Origin of the sequence: Hymenobacter aerilatus, from assembly GCF_022921095.1 — a bacterium.
Taxonomy (GTDB): Bacteria; Bacteroidota; Bacteroidia; order Cytophagales; family Hymenobacteraceae; genus Hymenobacter; species Hymenobacter aerilatus.
The window spans coordinates 4,022,448-4,044,525 of the sequence record NZ_CP095053.1; the positions used below are offsets into that span (position 1 = coordinate 4,022,448).

Annotated in this window: 15 protein-coding genes; 5 read left to right on the plus strand and 10 right to left on the minus strand. The window is 57.6% G+C overall.

Going from position 1 to position 22,078, the window contains the following annotated elements; genetic code table 11:
* Positions 1-18 precede the first annotated feature (18 nt).
* Entirely contained in the window at positions 19-5,160 is a 5,142-nt protein-coding gene (locus MUN82_RS16760; RefSeq protein ID WP_245092304.1) for a translocation/assembly module TamB domain-containing protein, read from the plus strand.
* 114 nt (positions 5,161-5,274) lie between these two features.
* Positions 5,275-7,638: a translocation and assembly module lipoprotein TamL gene (gene tamL / locus MUN82_RS16765; protein WP_245092305.1), complete on the plus strand. Its 2,364-nt coding sequence runs from the start codon at positions 5,275-5,277 to the stop codon at positions 7,636-7,638.
* Positions 7,639-7,810: 172 nt separating this feature from the next.
* On the opposite strand, the gene MUN82_RS16770 is transcribed toward tamL, so the two are convergent.
* The 6 genes from MUN82_RS16770 to MUN82_RS16795 form a co-directional block, all read right to left on the minus strand.
* Positions 7,811-8,416, minus strand: coding sequence for a hypothetical protein (locus MUN82_RS16770; RefSeq protein WP_245092306.1), 606 nt, complete (start codon positions 8,414-8,416; stop codon positions 7,811-7,813).
* 136 nt (positions 8,417-8,552) lie between these two features.
* Complete coding sequence (locus MUN82_RS16775) at positions 8,553-11,102, minus strand: FdhF/YdeP family oxidoreductase (protein ID WP_245092307.1); 2,550 nt, start codon at positions 11,100-11,102, stop codon at positions 8,553-8,555.
* 51 nt (positions 11,103-11,153) lie between these two features.
* Positions 11,154-11,495 (minus strand): DUF7009 family protein, encoded by a 342-nt coding sequence (locus MUN82_RS16780; RefSeq protein WP_245092308.1) that lies wholly within the window; start codon positions 11,493-11,495, stop codon positions 11,154-11,156.
* Between the two features lie 210 nt (positions 11,496-11,705).
* A complete protein-coding gene (gene fdhD, locus MUN82_RS16785; protein WP_245092310.1) occupies positions 11,706-12,581 on the minus strand; it encodes a formate dehydrogenase accessory sulfurtransferase FdhD in 876 nt (291 codons plus the stop codon).
* 119 nt (positions 12,582-12,700) lie between these two features.
* The gene (locus MUN82_RS16790) at positions 12,701-13,945 is read right to left on the minus strand and encodes a WcaI family glycosyltransferase (protein ID WP_245092312.1); all 1,245 of its coding nucleotides are present in this window, start codon (positions 13,943-13,945) and stop codon (positions 12,701-12,703) included.
* Positions 13,946-14,034: 89 nt separating this feature from the next.
* Complete coding sequence (locus tag MUN82_RS16795; protein ID WP_245092314.1) at positions 14,035-15,090, minus strand: hypothetical protein; 1,056 nt, start codon at positions 15,088-15,090, stop codon at positions 14,035-14,037.
* Positions 15,091-15,481: 391 nt separating this feature from the next.
* Between MUN82_RS16795 and MUN82_RS16800 the strand changes: the two genes are divergently transcribed.
* Positions 15,482-15,862 carry a hypothetical protein gene (locus MUN82_RS16800; RefSeq protein WP_187318730.1) on the plus strand — a complete coding sequence of 127 codons (381 nt, stop codon included), beginning with the start codon at positions 15,482-15,484 and terminating at the stop codon, positions 15,860-15,862.
* A 91-nt stretch (positions 15,863-15,953) separates the two neighbouring features.
* On the opposite strand, the gene moaA is transcribed toward MUN82_RS16800, so the two are convergent.
* Positions 15,954-16,958 carry a GTP 3',8-cyclase MoaA gene (gene moaA, locus MUN82_RS16805; protein WP_245092316.1) on the minus strand — a complete coding sequence of 335 codons (1,005 nt, stop codon included), beginning with the start codon at positions 16,956-16,958 and terminating at the stop codon, positions 15,954-15,956.
* Between the two features lie 124 nt (positions 16,959-17,082).
* Here moaA and moaD point away from each other — a divergent pair, with 124 nt between their 5' ends.
* Both moaD and MUN82_RS16815 read left to right on the plus strand, forming a co-directional pair.
* Positions 17,083-17,325 carry a molybdopterin converting factor subunit 1 gene (moaD, locus tag MUN82_RS16810; protein WP_245092318.1) on the plus strand — a complete coding sequence of 81 codons (243 nt, stop codon included), beginning with the start codon at positions 17,083-17,085 and terminating at the stop codon, positions 17,323-17,325.
* A 34-nt stretch (positions 17,326-17,359) separates the two neighbouring features.
* On the plus strand, positions 17,360-17,776 hold the full coding sequence (locus tag MUN82_RS16815; RefSeq protein ID WP_245092320.1) for a molybdenum cofactor biosynthesis protein MoaE: 417 nt from the start codon (positions 17,360-17,362) through the stop codon (positions 17,774-17,776).
* Positions 17,777-17,968: 192 nt separating this feature from the next.
* Here MUN82_RS16815 and MUN82_RS16820 read toward each other — a convergent pair whose 3' ends face one another.
* The 3 genes from MUN82_RS16820 to moaC all read right to left on the minus strand — a co-directional run bounded on the left by MUN82_RS16820 (position 17,969) and on the right by moaC (position 22,071).
* Positions 17,969-20,215, minus strand: coding sequence for a S41 family peptidase (locus MUN82_RS16820; protein ID WP_245092322.1), 2,247 nt, complete (start codon positions 20,213-20,215; stop codon positions 17,969-17,971).
* Positions 20,216-20,420: 205 nt separating this feature from the next.
* A complete protein-coding gene (locus tag MUN82_RS16825; RefSeq protein WP_245092324.1) occupies positions 20,421-21,593 on the minus strand; it encodes an NTP transferase domain-containing protein in 1,173 nt (390 codons plus the stop codon).
* The gene (gene moaC / locus MUN82_RS16830) at positions 21,583-22,071 is read right to left on the minus strand and encodes a cyclic pyranopterin monophosphate synthase MoaC (protein ID WP_245092326.1); all 489 of its coding nucleotides are present in this window, start codon (positions 22,069-22,071) and stop codon (positions 21,583-21,585) included. The genes MUN82_RS16825 and moaC overlap by 11 nt, the downstream gene beginning before the upstream one ends.
* Between the last annotated feature and the right edge of the window lie 7 nt (positions 22,072-22,078).

Consider the following 22,078-nt stretch of genomic DNA (forward strand, 5'->3'; position numbering starts at 1 on the left):
TATGGAATCCTTGGTCTATTGGCTTTTATACTGCTCCTTATTATAGGTGTAGTCGTAGCCTTACAGTTTCCGGGGGTGCAGGATTTTGCTGCCAATAAAGCCGCTTCCTACCTGCAAAATAAGATTGGCACGGAAGTGCGCATCAACAAGTTTCGTACGGACTTCAAGCACGCCATCAGCCTAGATGGGGTGTATCTGGAAGACCAAAAGGGCGACACCCTGGTATCGGTGGGCCATCTGGGCGTCGACCTGGATTTATGGAGCCTCACCAAGTCGCAGATTAATCTTAGCTCATTGGAGCTGAACGACGGCACCGTGCACATCACCCGCACCGAGCCCGACAGCGCGTTCAATTTCGACTACATCACGGCGGCTTTTGCCTCAGGCGATACCGCTACTACTACCCCCGCCGATACCACGGGCGGCTTCACGTACAACATCGGCGATGTTCGCCTCACCAACATCTTCCTGACCTACCAGGACCAGGTAGACGGTATGAATGTGCGCAGTCGGGTAGGCGAGTTGGCCGTGAACATGGACGAGGTAGACGTGGACAACTCCATCTACCGCGTCGACAATGCCAGCCTGAGCCGCGCCAGCTTCAATATTCGCAAGACCAAACTAACACCGGATACGCCCTCCGAGCCGCTTACCCTCACCTTCGACATGAATAAGGTGGCACTGGATGCCGTGAGCCTGGTGTACCAGGACGACCCCGCGGGGCAGTACATCAACACAAAAATTGGGCAGGCTGAAGTAACCGCCGACAACATCGACTTGATTAATAGCCGGGTGGCATTGAACTCGTTGGTGCTCAAGAACAGCAGCTTTGCCTACGCCCAAAACCCGGACGTACCCACCGAGCAACGCACCATCAATCCGGCCGAGGCTGTGCGTGACCTGGACAGCGCTGTGACGCAAGCCACCGGTGACTCGACCAGCTGGGCCGTGACGCTGAAAAAGTCCGACATCAGCGGCCTAGATGTGAAGTTTGACAACTTCAACGAGCCTAAGCTCCGGTCGCGCATGCCGGCCATGGACTACAACCATTTGAGCTTCACGGACCTGGCTCTGAACACCGACAACCTAGTCTACACCGAAAACAGCACCACTGGTCGCATCAACGAGCTGAAAGGCAAGGAGCAAAGTGGTTTTCAGATCAATCATGCTGAGGCTGACGTGATATTCGATTCGGTGCAGACGCGTTTGGACAACCTTGACCTAGTGACGCCTAACACCCGCATCCGGCGTACGCTGGCGATGGGTTACCAGAGCCTAGGCGGCATTGCCGACGACATTGCCAACCTCAAGATTGAGGGCGACCTGCGCGACACCCGCATTGGCTTCCGCGACGTTATCTACCTCTACCCCGACATTGCCAGCACCCCACCCTTCACCACCGGCCCCAACCAGTCGGTGCTGATTAGCGGACAGGTGGATGGCCGCGTGGGTGACCTGCGCATTCGCAACCTGAACTTTGTGGGCTTCCGCAACACGCAGGTGGTTGCTAGCGGCCGCATCCAGGGCTTGCCCGAAACGGACCGCCGCCTGTACACCGATTTTGACGTACAGAAGTTCACGACTACTGATGCCGATATCCGGAGCCTAGTGCCGAAGAGCACTATTCCGGCGGGCTACTCCCTACCCCCCAATATTGCCGTATCGGGCACCTTCAAGGGTAGGCCCACGGCCATGGTGTTTGATACTGATTTAAAGGTACAAACCACCTACGGCAACGCCACAGCTGTGGTGAACATGCAACCCGGTCCGGCCGGGCAGGAGCCAGTTGCGGCCCGCTTCAACGTACAAAACTTCAACGTAGGTAAGGTATTGCGCGACCCCACCATTGGTAGCGTTACGGCAAACGGCCGCTTCAACGGCCGCGGCCTCGACCCTGCCACCATGCGTGGCAAACTGATAGCCAACGTGCAGCGCGCCGGCTACCAGGGCTACGTCTACCAGGATATCAACGCCACCGTCGATATCGACCGCAACAAATACGACATTACGGCCCGCAGTGAGCGGGACGCCAACTTGGCCTTCAACCTGGATGCCGTGGTGAACCTGCGCAATGCCAATGTGCCAGCCTACTCGGTAGATGCCAACATTCAGGGCGCCAACCTGACCAAGCTGGGCTTCTATACTGGCGGCGACCTGCGGGTGCAAGGCAACCTGCGCGCCAACCTTACGGGGGCCGATGCCAACACCATCAATGGTACCTTCTCGGGCAGCAAACTGGCTATCGTGCGCGACAATCAGCCCATTGTGATTGATACATTGAGCGGCAGTCTGGTGCAGCAGCCGGGCCGCACGGAGCTGGCGTTCAACTCTAATCTGGCGTCAGCCAACCTAGCCGGCAACACGCCGCTGGGTGACGTGGCCACGGTGCTCCAGGAGCACATTGACCGGTATTTCGACCTGCCGGGCGTGCGCTATCGGGCAGGTGGCCCCAACCGGGAATTTACGTTTGATGTGAGCCTGCTCGACCCGCGCATTGTGACGGCTATGGTGCCTGATCTGAAGCAGCTTTCACCCTTCAAACTGACGGGCGGGTTCAACAGCGAAACAGCCAACCTGTCGATGAATGCTAGCATTCCGGTGATTGAATACACAGGCTACCGCCTGGACTCGCTGCGCCTGAACGTGTCGTCGGACCCGCAGAAGCTGGACTATGCCGTACGCCTCAACCAAATAGCGCAGGACACTACCTTGCGCCTACCCAACCCTACCCTCAAGGGTAGCATAGCTGACAACAAGGTAGGCACCCACCTGCGCATTGCCGAACGCGACAGTGCCACCAAGCTGGATCTGGCCGGCATCCTACAAGTGCTCGAAGAGGGCGACGCCTACTCCTTTAGTTTCGACCCCAAGCTGGTGCTGAACAATCAGCAGTGGACCGTGGCGCCCAACAACTCCATTGCCTACAATTTGAACAGCGGTGCTATTCGGGCCGAAAATGTGAACCTAAGCCAGGGCAACCAGCTGATTGCCCTGCAAACCCTACCCGGCGCCGACTACCCTCTGCAAGCCCGTCTCCAAAACCTCGACCTGAACATGCTAGCGACGGCCGGCGGCTTGCAGGACTCTTTGGTGGGCGGCCTGCTGAACGGCGAAGCCGTGGTGAAAGCCATCGGTCAGCCCACGATGGCCTTCACGGCAGATGCCAACCTTAGCCAGCTGGCCTACAATAAATCGGTGATTGGGGACGTGTCGCTGAAAGCCACCAACCCTACCGCCGACCGCTACGAAGTGGATGCACGCCTGACGGGTGGTCCCAACAACAACGACGTGCGCGCCACCGGCGCCTACCTCGCCAGCGGCGCGCTGGACATTAACGTGAACGTAAACCGCCTGAACCTAGCTACCGCTGAGCCCTTTGCAGCCGGCGAAATCAGGGATATGAGCGGCTACCTCACAGGCCAAATGAGCATCAAGGGCACTACCGATGCGCCGCAGATTCGGGGTAGCCTGAACACCAACGATGCGGGCTTCCGCATCACCCAGCTTGGCTCGCCCTTCACCCTACCCAACGAAAGCCTGGTGTTTGACGACCGGGGTATTCGTTTCGACAACTTCACCATTCTGGACTCGCTGCGCAACACGGCTGTGGTGAATGGCTACGTGCTCACGCAAAACTACATCGACGACTACCGCTTCCAGCTGCGGGCCGTAACCGACAAGTTTATTGCGGTGCAAAGCAATGCCAAAGACAATGAGCTGTACTACGGCAAGCTGGTAGTAGACTCCGATACGCGCATCACCGGCGACCTGAACCTACCCCGCGTGCGGACGACAGCCACGGTTATCGAACCATCGGCCCTGACGGTGGTAGTGCCCAACGACGAGGCCGACAAAGTAGAAAGCGAAGGCATTGTAGAATTCATCGACAGAAGCGCCCCGCTGGATACCATGCTGGCGCGACAGGTGAAAGTCGATTCGGTGAAGACAGCCTCGGGTTTTGATATTGCCGCTACCATCACCATCACCGACGAAACGCCCTTCACGCTGATTATTGACCCTATTTCGGGCGACAACCTGCGGGTACGGGCCTCGGGCACGCTGAACACGGCCATTGACCCTGCGGGCACCATCACGCTGAGTGGGGGCTTAGCTGTGAAAGAGGGACAATACCACATGTCGCTTTACGACTTGGTGGAGCGCGACTTTGAAATTGCGGAGGGTAGCACCATCACCTGGAGCGGCGACCCGTACAACGCCCAGCTTGGCATTTCGGCCATCTACAACATCCGGGCTGCACCGGCTGAGCTGCTGTCCTCGCAGGGTAGCAACGACGAAAATCTGAAGAATTTGGCTCGCAACACCCTACCCTTCCAAGTGTTCCTGAACGTGAGAGGTGAGATGCTAAAGCCTGCTATCGACTTCAACATTGAGCTGCCAGAGGATGCCCGTGGAGCAGACCAGCTGCGGACGCCCATCGAGAACCGTCTGGCTCAATTGCGTCAACCCAGCAGCACAAGCGAGCTAAACAAGCAGGTGTTCTCGTTGCTGGTGCTAGGTCGCTTTATGGCCGATGACCCGTTCCAATCGTCGGGCGGCAGCATTGTGGAAGATCAGTTGCGCGGTTCGGCTAGCCAGGTACTCACCCAGCAACTCAACAACCTAACGGGCAGCTACCTCTCCAACCTGGGCGTAGAGCTTGGGGTGAACTCGCAGTCGCAGTTCAACGAAAATGGCACCCAAGGCAGCCGCACCGACCTCAACGTGGCCGTGCGTCGCCAGCTGCTCAACAACCGCCTGACGGTGCGCTTGGGTACCGATGTACCGCTGGCGGGTGGCAACCAGGCCTCGCAGGGCCAGCAAAACGTGAGTGCCTTTGCCGGCGACGTGAGCGTGGAATACAACATCCTCGCCAATGGGCGCCTGCGTCTACGCGCCTACCGCAACAACGCCTATGGCGACATTGACGGGCAATATGTGCGCAATGGTGCCTCGCTGATTTTCCAGCGCGACTACCAAAACCTGGCTGACCTGTTTAAGGGCATCGACAAGGATGTGAAAGCCGAAAGCAAGCAGCGCCGCCGTCAGGACAAGGAAAACAAGAAAATGGAGCAGGACTCTACCCGTCGGACCGTGGCGCCCCAGCGCCGCGACTCCACGCGTACCGTGGCGCGCCGCGACTCGGCCGCCCGTGCGCGGTAGCTTGGTGGACAGTTTGCCCCTCCCGTTTAGTAGTATTCACCGCATTTTATTTCTGTGCTTTTGAGTAATCATTCTCCGCGCTCTAGTCGTTTTTGGTGGCCGCTCCGCGGGAGTATGGTGGCTTTCGGACTTTTTGTGGCCAGTTGCAGCGGCACCAAATACATTCCCGAAGGTGCCAAGCTCTACACGGGCAGTACCGTCGAGATGAAGTCGGATAGCAAAATTCCGAACGAAGACGCGCTGCAAACTCAGCTCACCAGCGTTATCACCCCCAAGCCCAACAGCTCTATTCTGGGGATGCGCCCGAAGCTCTACTTCTGGCACATGGGCGAGGGCAAAACCAAGGGCTTGGGCCACTGGTTGGCCAATAAGTACGGCGAGAAACCGGTGCTGCTGACCCAGGTAGACACCCAGCGGGTGCAAGACCTGATGGCAAACCGCTTGAACAACAATGGCTATTTCAAGCCCGTTGTGCACAGCAAGGTGAAGGAGAAAGGGCAGTTGGCTTCGGTAGACTATACTGCTTATGTAGGCAAGCCCTACCTCATCAAGGAGATTCACTTTCCTGAGCGCGAAGACATGCTCGACGCAGCCATTCGGGCCACGGCACCAGGCACGCTGCTGAAGGTAGGCGACCCCTACAACCTGCAAACCTTCATTAATGAGCGTACCCGCATTGATGCCGCGCTGAAGAACAACGGCTACTACTACTTCTCGCCCGACTACATTTTGTTTCAGGTAGACAGCACCTTGGACAACCAGGCCAACGTGTACCTGAAGGTGAAGGACACCACGCCGCCCAACGCCTCAAAGCCCTATGTTCTGAACCGGGTGAGCCTGAATACCGACTTCAACCTGGCGGATACCACGGACCGCAAACCACCCATTATCTACCGGGGCTACCGGTACTACCCCGACGAGGACGTGTTTAAGGCGAAGTCCATTGTCAACACCGTCTTCCTGTACCCCGACAGCGTGTACCGTCGTCGGCGCTCCGACCAGACGCTAAGCCGCCTAATGAGCTTGGGCACGTTCAAGTACGTAGACATCACGTACCGCCCTACCCGCAACGTACCCGACTCGGCGGGCTACGGGCACCTGAACTCGCTGGTACGCATGACGCAGGTAGCGAAGAAGTCGCTGCGCGCGGAGGTGCAGATGAATACGTCCAACATCTTTACCGGGCCGGCTTTCGTGCTGCAATACCGCAACCGTTCGGCACTGCGTGGGGCCGAGCAGCTGCTCATCAATGCCAATGCTTCCTTCGAAACGGGGCAGGGCGCGTTGTCGGGCGTTACTTCCACGCAGTTTGGGGTAGACGCCCAGCTGCTGGTGCCGCGCCTCATCACACCACCGTTTAATATCCGTCTAGTCAACTCTGATTTTCAGCCGCGTACCTTCTTCAACGCGGGCTATAAGCGAGTGATACGCACCAAGTATTTCCAGCAGGACGTCTTTAACCTGGGCTACGGCTACACTTGGAAAACTAAAATTACCAATGAGCAGCAACTGCAACCTATCGACCTGCAATACAACCGCCTGAGCAACACGCAGGATGTATTCCAGCGGCTTTTGGAAGAGCGGCCGTTTCTGGAGCAAAGCTTCCGGCAGCAATTTATCCTGGGTAGCAGCTACCTCTACACGTACAACCAGCAAGTGCTCGAAAAGCGGCGCAATCAGTTTTACTTTAGCGGCGGGATAAACCTCTCGGGCAATCTGGCATCCCTGATTCAGAGTGCCACAGGAGCATCTAAAACCGATCTGCCTGGGGGCCAGCGCGCGTACACCCTGTTCAACCAGCCCTATTCGCAGTACACGCAGGTGAATCTGGAGTTCCGCAACTACTACCGCGTCGCTTCCAGTGCCACCAGCGGCAACAAGCTGGCTACGCGCCTACTCATTGGGGTAGGCATGCCCTATGGCAACTCCAATGTACTCCCCTACCTCAAGCAGTACGGTATTGGTGGCCCCAACAGCGTGCGCGCCTTCAACGCCCGTGGCGTGGGCCCGGGCACTTACCGCACTACTGCTGAAGAAGCTAGTGGCTTCTATGACCAAGTGGGTGATATTAAGCTGGAAGCTAACGTAGAATACCGTCAGGATTTGTTCCCGTACGTGAAGGGCGCTGTGTTCGTGGATGCCGGTAACGTGTGGTTGGTCAATGCCGACCCCAGCCGCCCTACCTATGACAGCAACGGCAACCTGGATGGGCAGAACGGACAGTTTCAGTTCAACTCCTTCCTCAAGCAAATGGCAGTGGGCGCCGGTGTGGGTTTGCGCGTTGATGTCCAGTTTTTTGTAATTCGCCTGGATGCGGCCTACCCTCTGCGCTACCCCTACAGCAACGTGGATATAAAGCTAGATCCTAATGACCCAAACATAGATCCTAATGACCCAGACAGTGCATTTAGGTATCGTAGACAGGAACCGGGTTTCAAAGCCGCTAGGCTGAATATTGCCATTGGGTATCCGTTCTAAGCCTCCTACCCTACACAACAAAGAGGCCCGACCGTGAAAACGGTCGGGCCTCTTTGTGTTTACTAAATTCTATCTACGCCTCTACCGTTTCCGGCTTGGCCTTTTGCGACTTCTGACCCTACCACCCTTACCACCAGGCATTTGAAGGAAGCGTGTCTTGCTTAGTACAGGATTACTTCAGCAGACGATACCCTACATTCAGGCCGTAGATAGAGCTTGGCCCGGCTCTTTCCAGGCTGACGAAGGACACTCTGGGCGCTAGCGTCAGGTGTTTCGTAATGGCGTATTCGTACTCGATGAGCACATTGAAGCCATAGTTGACTTGCTCTTCTGTATGCCATTTCACTTGCAGATTAGAAATACTCCCATCTGAGCCGATGGTGAATCTTCCGCTATCAAGTATTTGATCTTTTCGGTACCATAAGGAGGGACCAACGCCTATTCTGAAAGCGTGACGCAATGTTTTCAGAAAGTCAAAGGACAGCGTTAAGTCGCCCGTCACTCGCTTTCGGCGCTTTCCATCGACGAAATAATCATTCATAGGGAGATTGCGTCGATTCAAAACACTCATGTAGCCTAACCCAGCCTCTACCATGAGTCGGTTTTTGGCTAAATGCCGGGCGTAACGTCCCAAATAGCGGTTACCAATGTCATCAGGAGCGTCCAATCCTACTCGTTCGAAACCAATGCTTACGGAATGTTGGTAGGCAGGAAGTTGGGCGTACGCGTTAATGCTTAACAGCGTTAATAATAAGGATGAAAGATACAGCAACTTCATATATAGCGAATTTCAAGCACGCTAATATAAGCTGTGTTACCTCACGGTAATCTGTCGAAATTCAGTTTTACACTTATTGTATAAAAACAAGAAGCCCGTCCACACGATGCGTGGACGGGCTTCTTATGAGTCATTCTTACGCCTCTACCGCTTCCGGCTTGGCCTTTTGCGTTTGCTTCACCGCTTCAGAGGCTACTACCGTTACCACCACGTACTTGGAGGTAGGCGTGTTGCTAACCTTAGCCACGCTGGCCACGGGTACCAGCGGGTTGGCCTCAGGGAAGTAGGCCGACACGTTGCCACGTGGAATGTTGTATGGAATAGCCAGGAACTTCTCCACCGTGCGGGTGTCACCTTTGTAATGGCTCGTGATGTCGATGAGCTGCTTGGCCTCCAGGCCGCGGTCGGCCATATCCTGCTCGTTCATGAACAGCACGCGCCGCTCGCCGTGGATGCCCCGGTACCGGTCGTTGTAGTCGTAGATAGTGGTATTGAACTGGTCGTGGCTACGCACGGTCATCAGCACCAGCTGGTCGGGCTCCAGGTGGTATTTCTCCAACTCCGTTTTGGTGAAGTTGGCCTTACCATTTTTGGTCGTGAACTTCCGGTCGCGGGGGCCATTGGGGAGGTAGAATCCGCCCGGACGGCGCAGCTTCTCGTTGAAGTTCTCGAAGCCCGGAATCACACGGCTGATATGGTCACGGATAACATCGTAGTTCTCCGTCATGGCCACCCAATCGTCGATGTTGATTTTGCCGCCGAAGGTAGCAATGGCCACACCGCACAAGATGGCTACTTCGCTCATCATCTGACCTGCCAGCGGCACCAGGATACCCTTGTTCTGGCTGACCACACCCATCGAGTTTTCGCAGGAAGTCATCTGGTGACCCGATTTCTGCATGTCGATGTCGACGTGCGCGAAGGTAGGGAGCAGCAGACTGGTCTCGCCAGTGGTGAGGTGGCCGCGGTTGAGCTTGGTACCCACAAACACCGTGAGGCGCTGCTTGCGCATCCCTTCGGCAATAACCTCCGTGTCAGGCCCCGCCGCCAGCAAGTTGCCGCCCAGGCTGAAGAACACCTTGCTTCTACCATGATACATAGCCTTGATGCTGTCCACGGTATCGAGGCCGTGCTCGTAGGGCGGCTGGAAGTTGAACTCCTTCGCCAGCGAATCCTGGAACTCCTTGGTAGGCTGTTCCCATACGCCCATGGTCCGGTCGCCCTGCACGTTGGAGTGGCCGCGCACCGGGCAGGTGCCTGCGCCAGGTTTGCCAATGGCACCTTTCATCAGGAGCAGGTTTACCAGTTCCTGAATGGTTTGCACACCCTGGCGCTGCTGCGTGAGGCCCATGGCCCAGCAAGCAATAATCTTCTTTTTGTGCGCCAACAAGTTGGCAGCTTCCAGCAATTGCTCGCGCGAGCAGCCGCTCAGCTCCTCAATATCCTCCCAGCTGGTGTTCCGGATATTTTCCACCACGGCGTCGTAGCCCTCGGTGTATTTGGCAATGAACTCGTGGTCGACCACCTGGCCCGGATTCAACTCCTCGGCGGCCAGCAGGTGCTTCATCAAGCCGCGTAGTAGGGCCATGTCGCCATCCACACGCACTTGCAGAAACACGTCAGTGATGGGTGTGCCGTTGCCGAGCAACGCCCCCAGCGCCAGCAGCGGATTCATGAAATCCTGCGGGTTCTTGAAGTGGTTGAGGCCCGCTTCCAGCAAGGGGTTTACGCTGATAATCTTGGCACCATTGCGCTTGGCCTCTTGCAACGCCGATAGCATACGCGGGTGGTTGGTACCGGGATTCTGCCCGATAATCATAATTACCTCCGCTTCGTGAATGTCATTCAGCGTAACAGAGCCTTTGCCTAGCCCAACGGTAGTAGACAGAGCCGCGCCGCTGCTCTCGTGGCACATGTTGGAGCAGTCGGGCAGGTTGTTGGTGCCCAGCATTTTGGCAAACAGCTGGAACAAGAATGCTGGCTCGTTCGGAATCTTACCCGACGTATAGAAAATAGCCTCGTCCGGCGACTCCAGCGCGTTTAGCTCCTGGGCTATGATATTGAACACTTCGGGCCACTCAATGGGCTCGTAGTGCGTGCCGCCGGGGCGCTTTATTAACGGGTGCGTGAGGCGGCCGGTGTTGTTCTGGTCGCGGTCGGTCATACGCGAGAGTTCGGCCAGGCTGTGTTTGGCAAAGAACTCAGGGCCGGCAGCTTTGTCGTCGGCGTCGGAGGCGGTGGCTTTGGCGCCGTTCTCGCAAAACTCCGCCACCGAGCGGTGGTGGTCTGGGTCGGGCCAGGCGCAGCTAGAGCAGTCGAAACCGTCTTTCTGATTGAGGCCGAGCAGCGCCTTGGTGCCGCGCCCTACCCCGCCTTCGCTCCAGCTAAACTCCATCGATTTGATAACGGCCGTAACGCCCGCCGCTACCTTCGATGGCGCATCCAGCTTCAGGCCCGTGAGGGCTTCGGGTGGCTGGGCCAGAATAGGATGCTTGAACTTAGCGCCGGCTACATCGGGGGCAGGGATGGGCGTCTGGTCCCGTTCGCCCTGGGGGTCGGGGCGGTAGTGGTCGGGAGCAGGTGCCTCGCCCTGGTCCGGACGCTCGCCACTTTTGGGGGCATTTTCGGCCTTCTGTTGCTCGCTTTTGCCAGCCTTCGCCGGGTTGCTTTTCGGTGATTCTTCCATTACAATCTTGGGTGGTTTAGATTCAGGTAGGTAGGAAAAGCCGCCCGCGCGCTAGTGCCGACAGCCCAAGTCCTTCTCTACTAATATACGCAACTCGACAGCATCGGCTACATGTAGGGTAGCAGAAAGACTGATTTCTTCGGACGCAACCCAATTGCGCGCTATTGTTTCGGGCACCAATACCGTGAGGTGGCCGGGTAAGTAAGCCACACGCAGGGCTTCCGCCGCAGCCGTGGAGTCGTCGGAGGCTCGTTGCAAGGCGTAGGTGAGCGTACCTTCAGGACCGGGTGCCAGCGGCACATGCGATACTAAATGCCCGCTTTCGCCAAAGGCCGCTACCTCTTCCGCCGAAAGGCGCAAACGCAGTGTATTATCTTCAAAACGGAGCTTCATGGGTGGAAAGGGTAAAGTGGTGAGCAGCGAGTGGTAGAGTAGTAAGGTGGTGAAATTGTAAATAGTGTGTTAAAAGCGTCTGTCATCCTGAGCGGAGCGAAGGACCTTCTCACGCTAGAACGAGTTGTCGGTACGATGGTCGTTTTAACGTAAGAAGGTCCTTCGCTCCGCTCAGGATGACAGATGATTTTTCATTCACAACTTCACTACTCATAAGTTCATTTCACTTTTAATCCGCCACGGGTGAGAGTAGATATTATATCGCTGCTGGCGTACGAAGCCCAGTAGCGTCATGCCGAAGTTGTGGGCCGCTTGCACGGCCAGGCTGCTGGGGGCGCCCACGGCAGCCAGCACTGGGATGCCCGCTACGGCGGCTTTCTGAACTAGCTCGAACGAGGCCCGGCCGCTTACTAGCAGCACGGTATCGTGCAGGGGCAGTTGCTCTGCGAGTAGGGCTGCCCCAATAGCTTTATCGAGGGCGTTGTGGCGGCCCACGTCTTCGCGCAGCAGGCGCAACTCGCCAGTGGGCGAAAACAGCGCCGCTGCGTGCAAGCCGCCCGTTTGCTCAAATACTTCCTGCGCCGCCCGCTGCCGCTCGGGCAATTCGTGGATGATGCTGGCCGCCAGGTAGGGACCATCCGTTGGTAGCACGGGGCAGCTACTGGCGTGCACTGCGTCGATGCTGGTTTTGCCGCACACCCCGCAGCTGCTGCTGGTGTAGAAGTGGCGCTCCAGGCGCGGCAGATCCACAGGTACGGAGGTAGCCAGCTCGGCGCGCACCACGTTTTCGCGCTCCTCCTCCTTGGTCACATCGGGGCAGTAAAGCACGCCGTTCAGTTCCTGCCGGCTCCGGATGATGCCCTCGGTGAGCAGGAAACCCGCAGCCAGCTCGAAGTCGTGGCCGGGCGTGCGCATGGTAATGGCCAACGTGCGGTGCTCACGGGCATCCGTCGGCCCATAGCCTACCCTGATTTCCAAGGGCTCTTCGGCGGCCAGCACGTCGGTGGCAGAGGTGATGCCGTGCCCGGCCGTTACCTTCTGCACGGTTGCGTACTCGTAGCTGGTGGGGGGTAGGAAGGCTTGCACGGGGTGAAGGGGTAGGAAATGATGCGTGTAGTATCCTAACCTCTTTTACCGGGCACAAGTTTGCAGATTTTCCGCTGTTCGAACGCTTCCAGTATCGGACCAACGGACAACCTGCGGCGCTAGCTCGTCAGCAACAGTTGCTCGTAGCCGCGCATCACTCCTTCCAGCGACAAGTGCTGCTCGGCGTAGCGGCGGGCGTTTTGGCTGTACTGGGCGGTATCCTGAGCTATAGCCGCGGCAATACCATCGTTCAGGGCTTGTTGATTTTCAGCTTCTATCAGAATGCCCATGTGATGCTCTTGCACCAGACCATGCATGCCTGAGCCGGGGTTGGAGGTGATGACGGCCACGCCTCCCACGGCCAGCACCGTGGTGAGCTTAGAAGGCATCACTAGGTCGCCGGCGTTGGCTTTCTGAATGATGAGGTGCACATCGGCGGCGTTCAGGAACTGGTTGAACGTTTCGATGGGCTGCAAGGGTAGGAAAAACAGGTTGTGCAGCTGCATCTGCTCGGCCAGCGCCTGTAGCTTCGCCTTGTAGGGTCCCGAGCCGCAGATGATGAACTTCAGCCGGGGCTGCGCCCGAAACTCATTGGCTGCTTGCAAGATGGCTTCCAGACCTTGTTTTTCGCCAATGGCGCCCGAGTAGAGCAGCAGCTGGTCGTTGGCAGCAAAGCCCAGGGCCTCGCGCAGGGGGGCCTTGTTGGGTAGGGGGTAGAAGCGGGTGGTATCGGTCCAGTTGAGGAACAGGTGCACGGGCTTGTCGGTCTTCTCCTGCACCTTGCGCACCATGCCTTCACCCACGCTGGTAATCAGGTCGCAGCGCCCGAAGATGTAGCGCTCCACGCCAAACAGCAGGTCAATCACCTTCGGCGACTTGATCATCTGCAGGTCGCGGGCGGCCTCGATCTGCAAGTCCTGAATGTGGTAGGCCATCTTGCCCCCCCGAATTTTCTTGTAGAGCACGCCCAGCAGCCCAAACTGAAAGGAGGGCACCACCGTCACCACGTAGTCAAACTTCTTCCCGAAAAGCAGCTGCACCACCTTGGCGCCGGCCGTCAGTAGGAAAGAAAAATCAAGCAAAATGCGCTTAAGGCCAGTAGGTTTGGCGGGCACATACATGGGGCAGCGGTGCACCGTAAGGCGGCTGCCTTTGTCGGTTGTCTCTTGCTCAGTTTTGTACCAAAATCTGTTTTTCACATACGGCTCCTGCACCTGCCAGTAGGGATAGTAAGGGTAGGCCGTTACCACAGAGCAGTCGTAGCCATTGTCGGCAAACCACGCCATCATCTCCCCACTGTACTTACCGATGCCAGTGGGTTCGGGGGCGTAGTTGTACCCAATCAGGAGAATTCGTTTGTTCATACCAGGCAGATGAAAAAGGCGCCGCTACCCTGCGGTCAACTTTACACCCGCAAAGATGCCTGTATTCAGCATATCTTCTATATAAAATTCTACTTATTCTCTGTTTGCTCCACTTCTAAGGCGTGCAAATCGGGTGAGATGGTGAGGCGTGCCAGATACTCCACGGCTTCGCGGTAATGCGTGCGCAGTTGCACGTAAGCCCGCCACGCCGCGTCCTCATCCGCCACGATGGGTATGCCTACCTCGCGCAGGCGCACCAAGCTTTTGCGGTAGCTTTCCTGATCGGGCGGCGTTACGGGCTGTTCGCCCTTGATCCAGGAAGCCGTATGCGTGTTCGATTGGTCGCGAAAATACCGCATAATCCGATTGAGAGAAAGGCACCCGGCCCGGAAGCACAGATCCTGGTAGCGGCTGGGCTTGCGCTCTACGGCACTCATCATCAAAGCCGCGGCATCCAGAATGATATCGGCGGCCGTGACCCAGGAGCGCCCCGGCTGCGGCGACCGGAAAAACGTGAGCATGGGCAACGAGGTTTGTTGTTCTTCCAACGCCAGAAACCACTGCGCCCACGTGTTCCACTCCGTGTCGTTGTCGCTGGGCTCATCGGCGCGCTCCAGCCAACACACCAAGTCCGTGGCCGACCGGTTGGTGCCCGCCCGCAGTTCCAGTTGCGCTACCACCGATTCGCGCTCTGAAAACGCCTGGTACATGGTAGGAATATAGGAAATCAGCAAGGTGATGAGCAGGAGCCCCAGCGCAGCCTCGGAGTACGAGAGCGTACTGATCAGCAGAGACTTGGGCGGATTGCTGGTACCCAGCGTGAGCAACACGTTGTTGCTCAAACGGAAGCAGGTAGCTACATCGCCCCTACCCAGTGCCCAGTACATGGCGGTGTACCCGGCGGCCACCAGTGCCAAGCACACCAGCGGAATGGTGATGAGGCCCACTGGTGCATACAGCGCCATTACCCGGTCGCGCTGGGCGTACGTTTTGCCGAGGGCAGCTACTGTATCAAACAGGTAGCGCACCAGCGCCAGCGCCCATTTGTTGATGCGCACCGACTCGCTACGCGGCAGCACAAACGAGCGGATGGCCGCCTGTACTGTACTGATTACCACAAACAAACCCAGTAGAAAAACTGGCACTCGATACCATAAATCCGTCATAGGCTGCAGCGGCTAAGCATGAAACAGAGTAGGTGTACTCCTACTTGGGTGCAGAAGTTGGCCGAGCTGCTTGCCGCGCCGCGCCACATCACCATAGCCTTTGCATAAGAAGAAAAGGGCGCCGTTGATTTCGGTTGGTGAACGAGCACTGTGTATCCGGGCAAACGCCGCTATTCCCGTTCGCTCTAAAAACCCGACCGTTCGCTGCAAAAAAGGCGCAAGTCAGCAAAAAGGCGTGCTGGGCGGGCCGGCACGGCTTCATCCTTGCATGAGCCTATGCAGCAGCAGAAAAGCAGCCTAACCCGCTGATTCAGAACGCTGCCGGTCTTCATCTCACCTTGTTTTTCACTCACATTTCAGGTAGCATACTATGGCTTACTCTACGAACACTCCTGCTGGTCAATCGGTACAAAGCATCCTCGACTCGCTACCTGGCCTGATGGCCGTTGCCGTTGTGGATATTCAATCGGGCATGGCCCTGGCGTCGCACTCCAACACGCCCAACCTGAACCCCGAAACGGCTGCTGCCTACAACACCGAAGTGGTAAAGCAAAAGCAGAAGGCCATGACGGCTCTGAAGCTGTCGGGTGAAAAGATTGATGACATCCTCATCAGCCTCACCAACCAGCTGCACCTGCTCAACATCACGGAGGATGGCAAGAAGTTTATCTACTTAGTAGTAAACTCTCGCGACACGAACCTGGCTATTGCCCGCGATGTATGCCGGCAGGCCGCTGAGGTGCTGAAGTAGGCACTGCGTTCTTATACTAACAGAGCCACTCCGCTTGGAGTGGCTCTGTTGTTTTGGGTGCTGATGGATTTTGGGCAGTATTGCCTTCACCCTACCCCCCAATGGTCGACATCGACTCGAAGCTGAGCTGGTGCAGGGGGCGCTGGCTTTCGGCCTCGAAGCCGTTGGCGGCGCGGTAGCGGAAGGCGTTGGTGAGGGCCGCTACGATGTCAGCATCGGAAGAGCCGCCGCGCAGCATAGCCCGGATGTCGAGCACGCCTTGGTCGTAGAGGCAGGTTTTGAGACCGCCTTCGGCCGTGAGGCGGATGCGGTTGCAAGTGCCGCAGAATGTGCGCGAGTAAGCCGCAATGATGCCAATAGTACCCTGATGGCCGGCCACGCTATATTCGCTGGCCGTGGCGCCCACGGGCGTAGGCAGCGGCGTGAACGCGCCAAAATGCTGCTCCAGATGCTCCCGAATGCGGCGGTGGTTCCAGGGAAGGGTAGCGGCGTGGCTGCCGCCATTGAACGGCATTTCCTCAATGAAGCGCATTTCCACGGGTAGGTCGCGGGTCAGCTCGGCCAGTGGCACCAGGTCCTGAATGTTCTGCCCGTCCATCACCACCGCGTTGATTTTCACGCGAATACCCGCGGCCAGCAGCGCGTAGAACGTATCCAATACCTGCGGCAGCTCGTCGCGGCGCGTAATTTGGTGGAAGCGCGCACGGTCCAGCGTGTCCAGGCTTAGGTTGACGGCGCGCACGCCCATACGGGCCAACTCCGGCACGTGCGGTGCCGTAAGCACGCCGTTGGTGGTCAGGCTGATATCGTTGATACCGTGGATGTGCGTGAGCTGCTCGATGAAGCCCATCAAGCCGCGCCGCACAAATGGCTCGCCGCCGGTGAGGCGTACTTTGCGCACGCCCAAGCCGGCCAGCAGCGTTACCAGGCGCGTCATTTCCTCATAGGTCAGCAGCTCCTGGCGGGGCACGTATTGGATGCCTTCTTCGGGCATGCAGTAGAAGCAGCGCAGATTGCAGCGGTCCGTTACGGCCAGGCGCACGTACTCCAGCGGCCGGCCGTGCGAATCGTAGAGAACAGTAGGAGTAACGGACATGAAGGAATGCGAAAACGCCTCGCCGATGCCGACAAGGACAACTATTGGAACAAAAAGCGGGTAGGCTTCTTTTGCAGGTACTAGTTAAGCAACAAAACAGTTGCTTTGTTCATTCTTTCGCCCAATGAAATTAACCATTGCCCTCTTCGGCATCACCCGCGAGATTGTGGGCCGGCCTACCCTGGAGCTGACCACGCCTGACGGCAAATCGGTGCAAAATTTACTTGCGGAGCTGCGCCAGCAGTACCCCGCGCTGGGCAAGCTCAGCAGCCTGGCCGTGGCCGTGAATAACGACTACGCCACCGACGACACCGCCCTGCACGAGCGCGACGAAATTGCTTTGATTCCACCCGTGAGCGGCGGGTAAGCAATATCTTTATCTGGACACTACCTACACCCAAATGCACATCGACCTCACCGACCAGCCCATTGACATCACTAACGCTCTGCAACTGGCCGAGGACGACGGTGCCGGGGCGGTCAACTCCTTTATTGGCACGGTGCGCAACCAGAGCACCGGCCGCCGCGTGGTGCGCCTCGATTACGAAGCCTACGACAGCATGGCCCTGCACCAGCTGCGCAAAGTAGCCGAGCAGGCCCAGGAAAAATGGCCCATGTTGCGCCAGGTGGTCGTCATCCACCGCAAAGGCACTCTGTACATCGGCGACGTGGCCGTGATTGTAGCCGTGTCTACCCCCCACCGTGCCGAGTCGTTTGCTGCCTGCCAGTACATCATCGACACGTTGAAGCAGGTGGTACCCATCTGGAAGAAAGAATTTTACGAAGATGGCACCACGTGGGTAGCAGCCCACCCGTAGGTAGGGTAGGAGAGTAAGGGGGTAGGAGGGCAAGAAGTGAAAATTCTTGCCCTCCTACCCCTATCTTTCTGAGCACAGCGAAGGACCTTCTCACGGTAGAACGACCATCGTACCAACGACTTGTTCTACTGTGAGAAGGTCCTTCGTCGCCGCTTGATGCGCGGCATGCTCAGGATGACATAGCCATGAGCGCTACCCAGCCGTTTCAATCAGCTGCACGGCTCTTTCCAGCAGTTCGTCCCTACCCTCTTTGATACCTTGGATGGTGGGTTTCACCTCGATATCGGGCACAATGCCAACGCGTTGGGTTTCGCGGCCATCGGGGTAATACACGCCCAGACCGGTAATCCAGGTAGAAATGCCGCCAGGCAGGATGATGGTGGACACGTTGCCGTCGGCGCCAGCCGTAGTGCTGCCGATAACAGTGGCATTGGGGGCCGTGCGCAGGGCCATAGTAGTATACTCGGCCTGACTCTGCGAGATTTCATTGACCAAGACAACCACCTTTCCGGGGTAGAACTGGCCTATTCCCGACCGTACATATTCCGGTTGCGCGATAGGAAAACGCCCCGGATACGTAACATCTGGCCCACTGAAAAACGCAAATGGTGTGGATTTACGGACCAGGTACTGCGACAAAGGCGCCACTACAAACTCAGCCGGGTAATTACGAATATCGATAATGAGACCTTTGGTTTCCTTAGCAGCCCGCATAATTTCCGGCAGCTTACTTTTCTTTATGGTACCCAGCGCGAGGTAACCAATGTTGCCCGGCAGCAGGCGCCAAGCCGAGGCCTCTGTGTCCGGCGTGCCCCAGTCCATCTTCAAATTGAGCTTTGCGCCCTCGTAGCGGGTGATGGTCACCGGAAATTCCTTGCCGTCGCGGCGCACAACTATAGGCACCTTTTCGGTATGCCCGCGCAGCAGTAATTTAGCAATGTCGCGCAGTTGGGCCGACTCGTTGGAAGCTGGGGCAATAGGTTGCCACTTTTTTATTAGTTCTGGCACCGGCACGCCGTCGATTTTCACCACCACGTCGCCCAGTTGCAGACCTGATTCCTTTCCAAGGGCAGCATTGTAGTAGTCAGTCACCACAGCTTGGTTTTCCACGAAGCGAAGACGAACCGGCGCATATAAGTTGCCTTTGTACTCGTTCAACACCTTATCATTTTGGATACCAGCATGCGAATCGTGGATGCGGGCAATGAGTGCCTGTAAGGTGAGGCGATATTGCTCGGCCGTGCTGCTGCTGGTCAGCTTGGGTATGAACTCCGGCAGCACTTGTTGCCAGTCTTCCCCAATGGCATAGCGGTAGGGAAAGAAATAGTCAACCATGTTCCAGAAGCGGTAGAGTGCCAGCAGGCGCAGCCCGGCATCGGGGGTTTCGACGCGCTCATATGCTGTTTCGTGCTGAAATACCGGATTGCCTACGTTCGGAGCCGTATTTATGTAGTAGTGCGCGCCCTGGTTGCGGTTTTGGCGCAGGTAGGCGAGTTGGGTACGCAACTCCTTGCCGAGCTGCTTTTCATCCGTTAGCCACGCCAGATCGGGTTGCAGGCGCACCTTATCGGCGGGCAGCTCCTTGCACGATTTGCACGCGGGCACTGCACCAAACTTGGTTACCCAAGCACTCAGCAACTGGCTACGGGTTTTCTCGTTGGGCGCCACCAATACGGAAGGTAGCACCCGAAACAGCTCGACATCCATGTTGAAGTTGCCGGCCGCCACGGCCGGGTGGTAATACTTCACAAAGCCCCACACCCGGCCCAGTACTGCCAGATTTTCTACCTGCTGTTGCGTGAGCTTGTCGGGAAACGTGATGCCGGAACCACTCAGAAACGCAGTGTCTTGCGCCGCGGGCTTGATAGCCGCAGTTCGTGTGGCAACAGCCGGTAGGGGTTTACCATCAATGGTCAGCTCCAGGTCATCAAACCACGCGGTGCCGGTACCCGCCAGGATACCACCGAACAGGATATATTCGGCTTGTTCGTCCAAGGGCAGCGTGATGCTGAACTGCTTCCAGTCAGAAGTGCCCCGCGTGCGCTGGTCCTGGGTGTTTTTGAAAGCCACGGAGCCGTTTGGGCCATCTTCCCGCAGCCAAATTGCCGCAGAGCCCTGCTCCGACACGCCCTCCGTTTTGATAAAGCCCTTCAGCGTAACCGATTTACCCGCGTATTGCGCCGGGATGCGCAACGTAGCCACGCCGAACTGACCTTCCTTGGCTTGGCTATCCTGCATCCGCAGCGCATACTTGCCTTGGTGGCGCACCGCCGAGTCGAGCGTGACGCGGTAGCCTTTACCGTCGTTGGTGTACCACGTAGCAGGCAACCGCCCGTTGGCATACTCGAAGTCATAGGTGGAGGCTGGCGCCGTTGTTTGCGCCAGAGAAGTGGTAGCGCAGCCTAAGTGCAATGCCAGCGCGAGGTAGGGTAGCTTCATAGAAAGAAATGAATATAGGTATGCTACATAGAGTCAGGAAGATAGTAGAAGGTGACAGATATACTATACTTTTTATAGAGCAGCCTGTCGCCTGCACTGGGTAGAGATACCAAGCAACAGGCCCTGTACTGATGAGACAGCTCACCAGTACAGGGCCTGTTTTAGCAAACTAAATCTTACAACAGTAGACGCCTATAAGGCGCCCCTACCCTAGCTCGCGCTCGGCGGCTTCGCGTTCTTGGGGAGTATTGATGTTGCGCAAATCCTGCGGGGCAGGAGGCATTAGGAGCTGAATTTCGCTGTTGATGAGCGCCTTGCGTGGGCAAGAGTAACCCAGCGCCAAAAACTGCAACAGCACAGCGTAGCTGCGCGGCTCCCAAATGGTGATGAGCGGCTCGGGCCACTCGTTGTGCGGACTTTGGTAGGCCGTGGCCACGCGGCCGGCGTGGCGGTGCGATACTAGGTGGCGCAGGGTTTCAGTGGAGAGAAAAGGCAGGTCGCAGGCCACTACCAGCCAGGCGGCATTGGGGTCGTGGCGGAAGGCGGTGAGGATGCCGCCCATAGGGCCGAGGTCCAGGAACTGATCGGGTAGGGGCGTGAGGCCGGTGGGTAGAGTGTTGGCCTGGTCGGCGCGGCACGACACGAACACGTCCTGGCACACCTCAGCCAGCAGGCCAGCGGCATACTGGCGCTGCTCCTGGCCGTGGTAGCGCAGCTGGCCTTTATCGGTTTGCATGCGCTGACTGTGGCCGCCGGCCAGCACCAAGCCGCGCAGGGGCGGCGCACTGGCCTGCCACCACTGCTGCACCCAATCGGCAATGGCAACGGTGTCGTCGAGGGCCAGAATAGTGGGCTGCCGCTCGCCCAGGTGCGCTTGTAGGTAGGGGGGCAGTTCTGTTTCGCCTTCGCTCAGCAAGAGTAGCTGCACATCGGTGAGGCGGTCGAGCTTCTTTTCCAGCGGCTTTTTCGTGCTGATGATGGCAATCTGCTGCTGTGCGCGGAAATGGTTGCCGTTGACAAACACCAAGCTTTGGGCACCCAGCCAGTGCTGCTGCGCAAACTTGTCCAGACCGCGCTGCGCGTCGAGGCGGCGGAAGTGAATTTTGTCGGTTAGCTCGGCGCTGGCGCCTACTGTTAGCAGCGTGTCGGCGGGGGCAGCTTCGTCGCCGGTGGCGTGGTCGGCATCCACGTAGGCGGCGTGCAGGGTAGGCGACAGGTGGGGCAACAGGCGCGCTACCAAATCTTTAATCACACCACAGGGCGCGCCCAGAATGGCCAGCTCCTGGCGGTTGAACTCGCCGGTGGCGGGGCGGGCCAGGGCGGCGTGCTTGGCGTGCGGGGCGGGTAGGCCCTTGTCAGACGCAGTGTTAGTCGGCATGATGAAAATCCTGTTTGCCGCCCGTCTTTTCCAGCAGGCGCGTTTCCTGAATGATGATGTTGTGCGACAAGGCTTTGCACATGTCGTAGATAGTGAGGGCCGCTACGGAAGCACCGGTTAAGGCTTCCATCTCCACGCCGGTTTTGCCGGTTACGGAGGCCGTGCACTCAATAATAACGGCGTCGGGCTGCTGCACCTCTATGCGCACCTGGCAGTCGTCGAGGCCCAGCGGGTGGCACAGCGGAATCAACTCCGAGGTGCGCTTGGCTCCCATGATGCCGGCCAGAATAGCCGTTTGAAATACGGGACCTTTGCGGGTAGGCAGGTCGCCATCCTGCACCAGTTTCAGGATTTCGGAGCCTACCACCACGATGCTGCGGGCACGGGCCACGCGGCGGGTAGCGGTTTTGCCACCCACATCAACCATAGCCGGCTGACCAGCTGCGTTGAGGTGGGTAAGTTTAGATGAATCGGACATAGCATGG

Excerpts from the sequence above, each read along its gene's own strand:
- tamL (WP_245092305.1), top strand. The coding sequence starts at position 5,275 with ATGGTGGCTTTCGGACTTTTTGTGGCCAGTTGCAGCGGCACCAAATAC.
- MUN82_RS16770 (WP_245092306.1), bottom strand. The coding sequence starts at position 8,416 with ATGAAGTTGCTGTATCTTTCATCCTTATTATTAACGCTGTTAAGCATT.
- MUN82_RS16775 (WP_245092307.1), bottom strand. The coding sequence starts at position 11,102 with ATGGAAGAATCACCGAAAAGCAACCCGGCGAAGGCTGGCAAAAGCGAG.
- MUN82_RS16780 (WP_245092308.1), bottom strand. The coding sequence starts at position 11,495 with ATGAAGCTCCGTTTTGAAGATAATACACTGCGTTTGCGCCTTTCGGCG.
- MUN82_RS16790 (WP_245092312.1), bottom strand. The coding sequence starts at position 13,945 with ATGAACAAACGAATTCTCCTGATTGGGTACAACTACGCCCCCGAACCC.
- MUN82_RS16800 (WP_187318730.1), top strand. The coding sequence starts at position 15,482 with ATGGCTTACTCTACGAACACTCCTGCTGGTCAATCGGTACAAAGCATC.
- moaA (WP_245092316.1), bottom strand. The coding sequence starts at position 16,958 with ATGTCCGTTACTCCTACTGTTCTCTACGATTCGCACGGCCGGCCGCTG.
- moaD (WP_245092318.1), top strand. The coding sequence starts at position 17,083 with ATGAAATTAACCATTGCCCTCTTCGGCATCACCCGCGAGATTGTGGGC.
- MUN82_RS16815 (WP_245092320.1), top strand. The coding sequence starts at position 17,360 with ATGCACATCGACCTCACCGACCAGCCCATTGACATCACTAACGCTCTG.
- MUN82_RS16820 (WP_245092322.1), bottom strand. The coding sequence starts at position 20,215 with ATGAAGCTACCCTACCTCGCGCTGGCATTGCACTTAGGCTGCGCTACC.
- MUN82_RS16825 (WP_245092324.1), bottom strand. The coding sequence starts at position 21,593 with ATGCCGACTAACACTGCGTCTGACAAGGGCCTACCCGCCCCGCACGCC.
- moaC (WP_245092326.1), bottom strand. The coding sequence starts at position 22,071 with ATGTCCGATTCATCTAAACTTACCCACCTCAACGCAGCTGGTCAGCCG.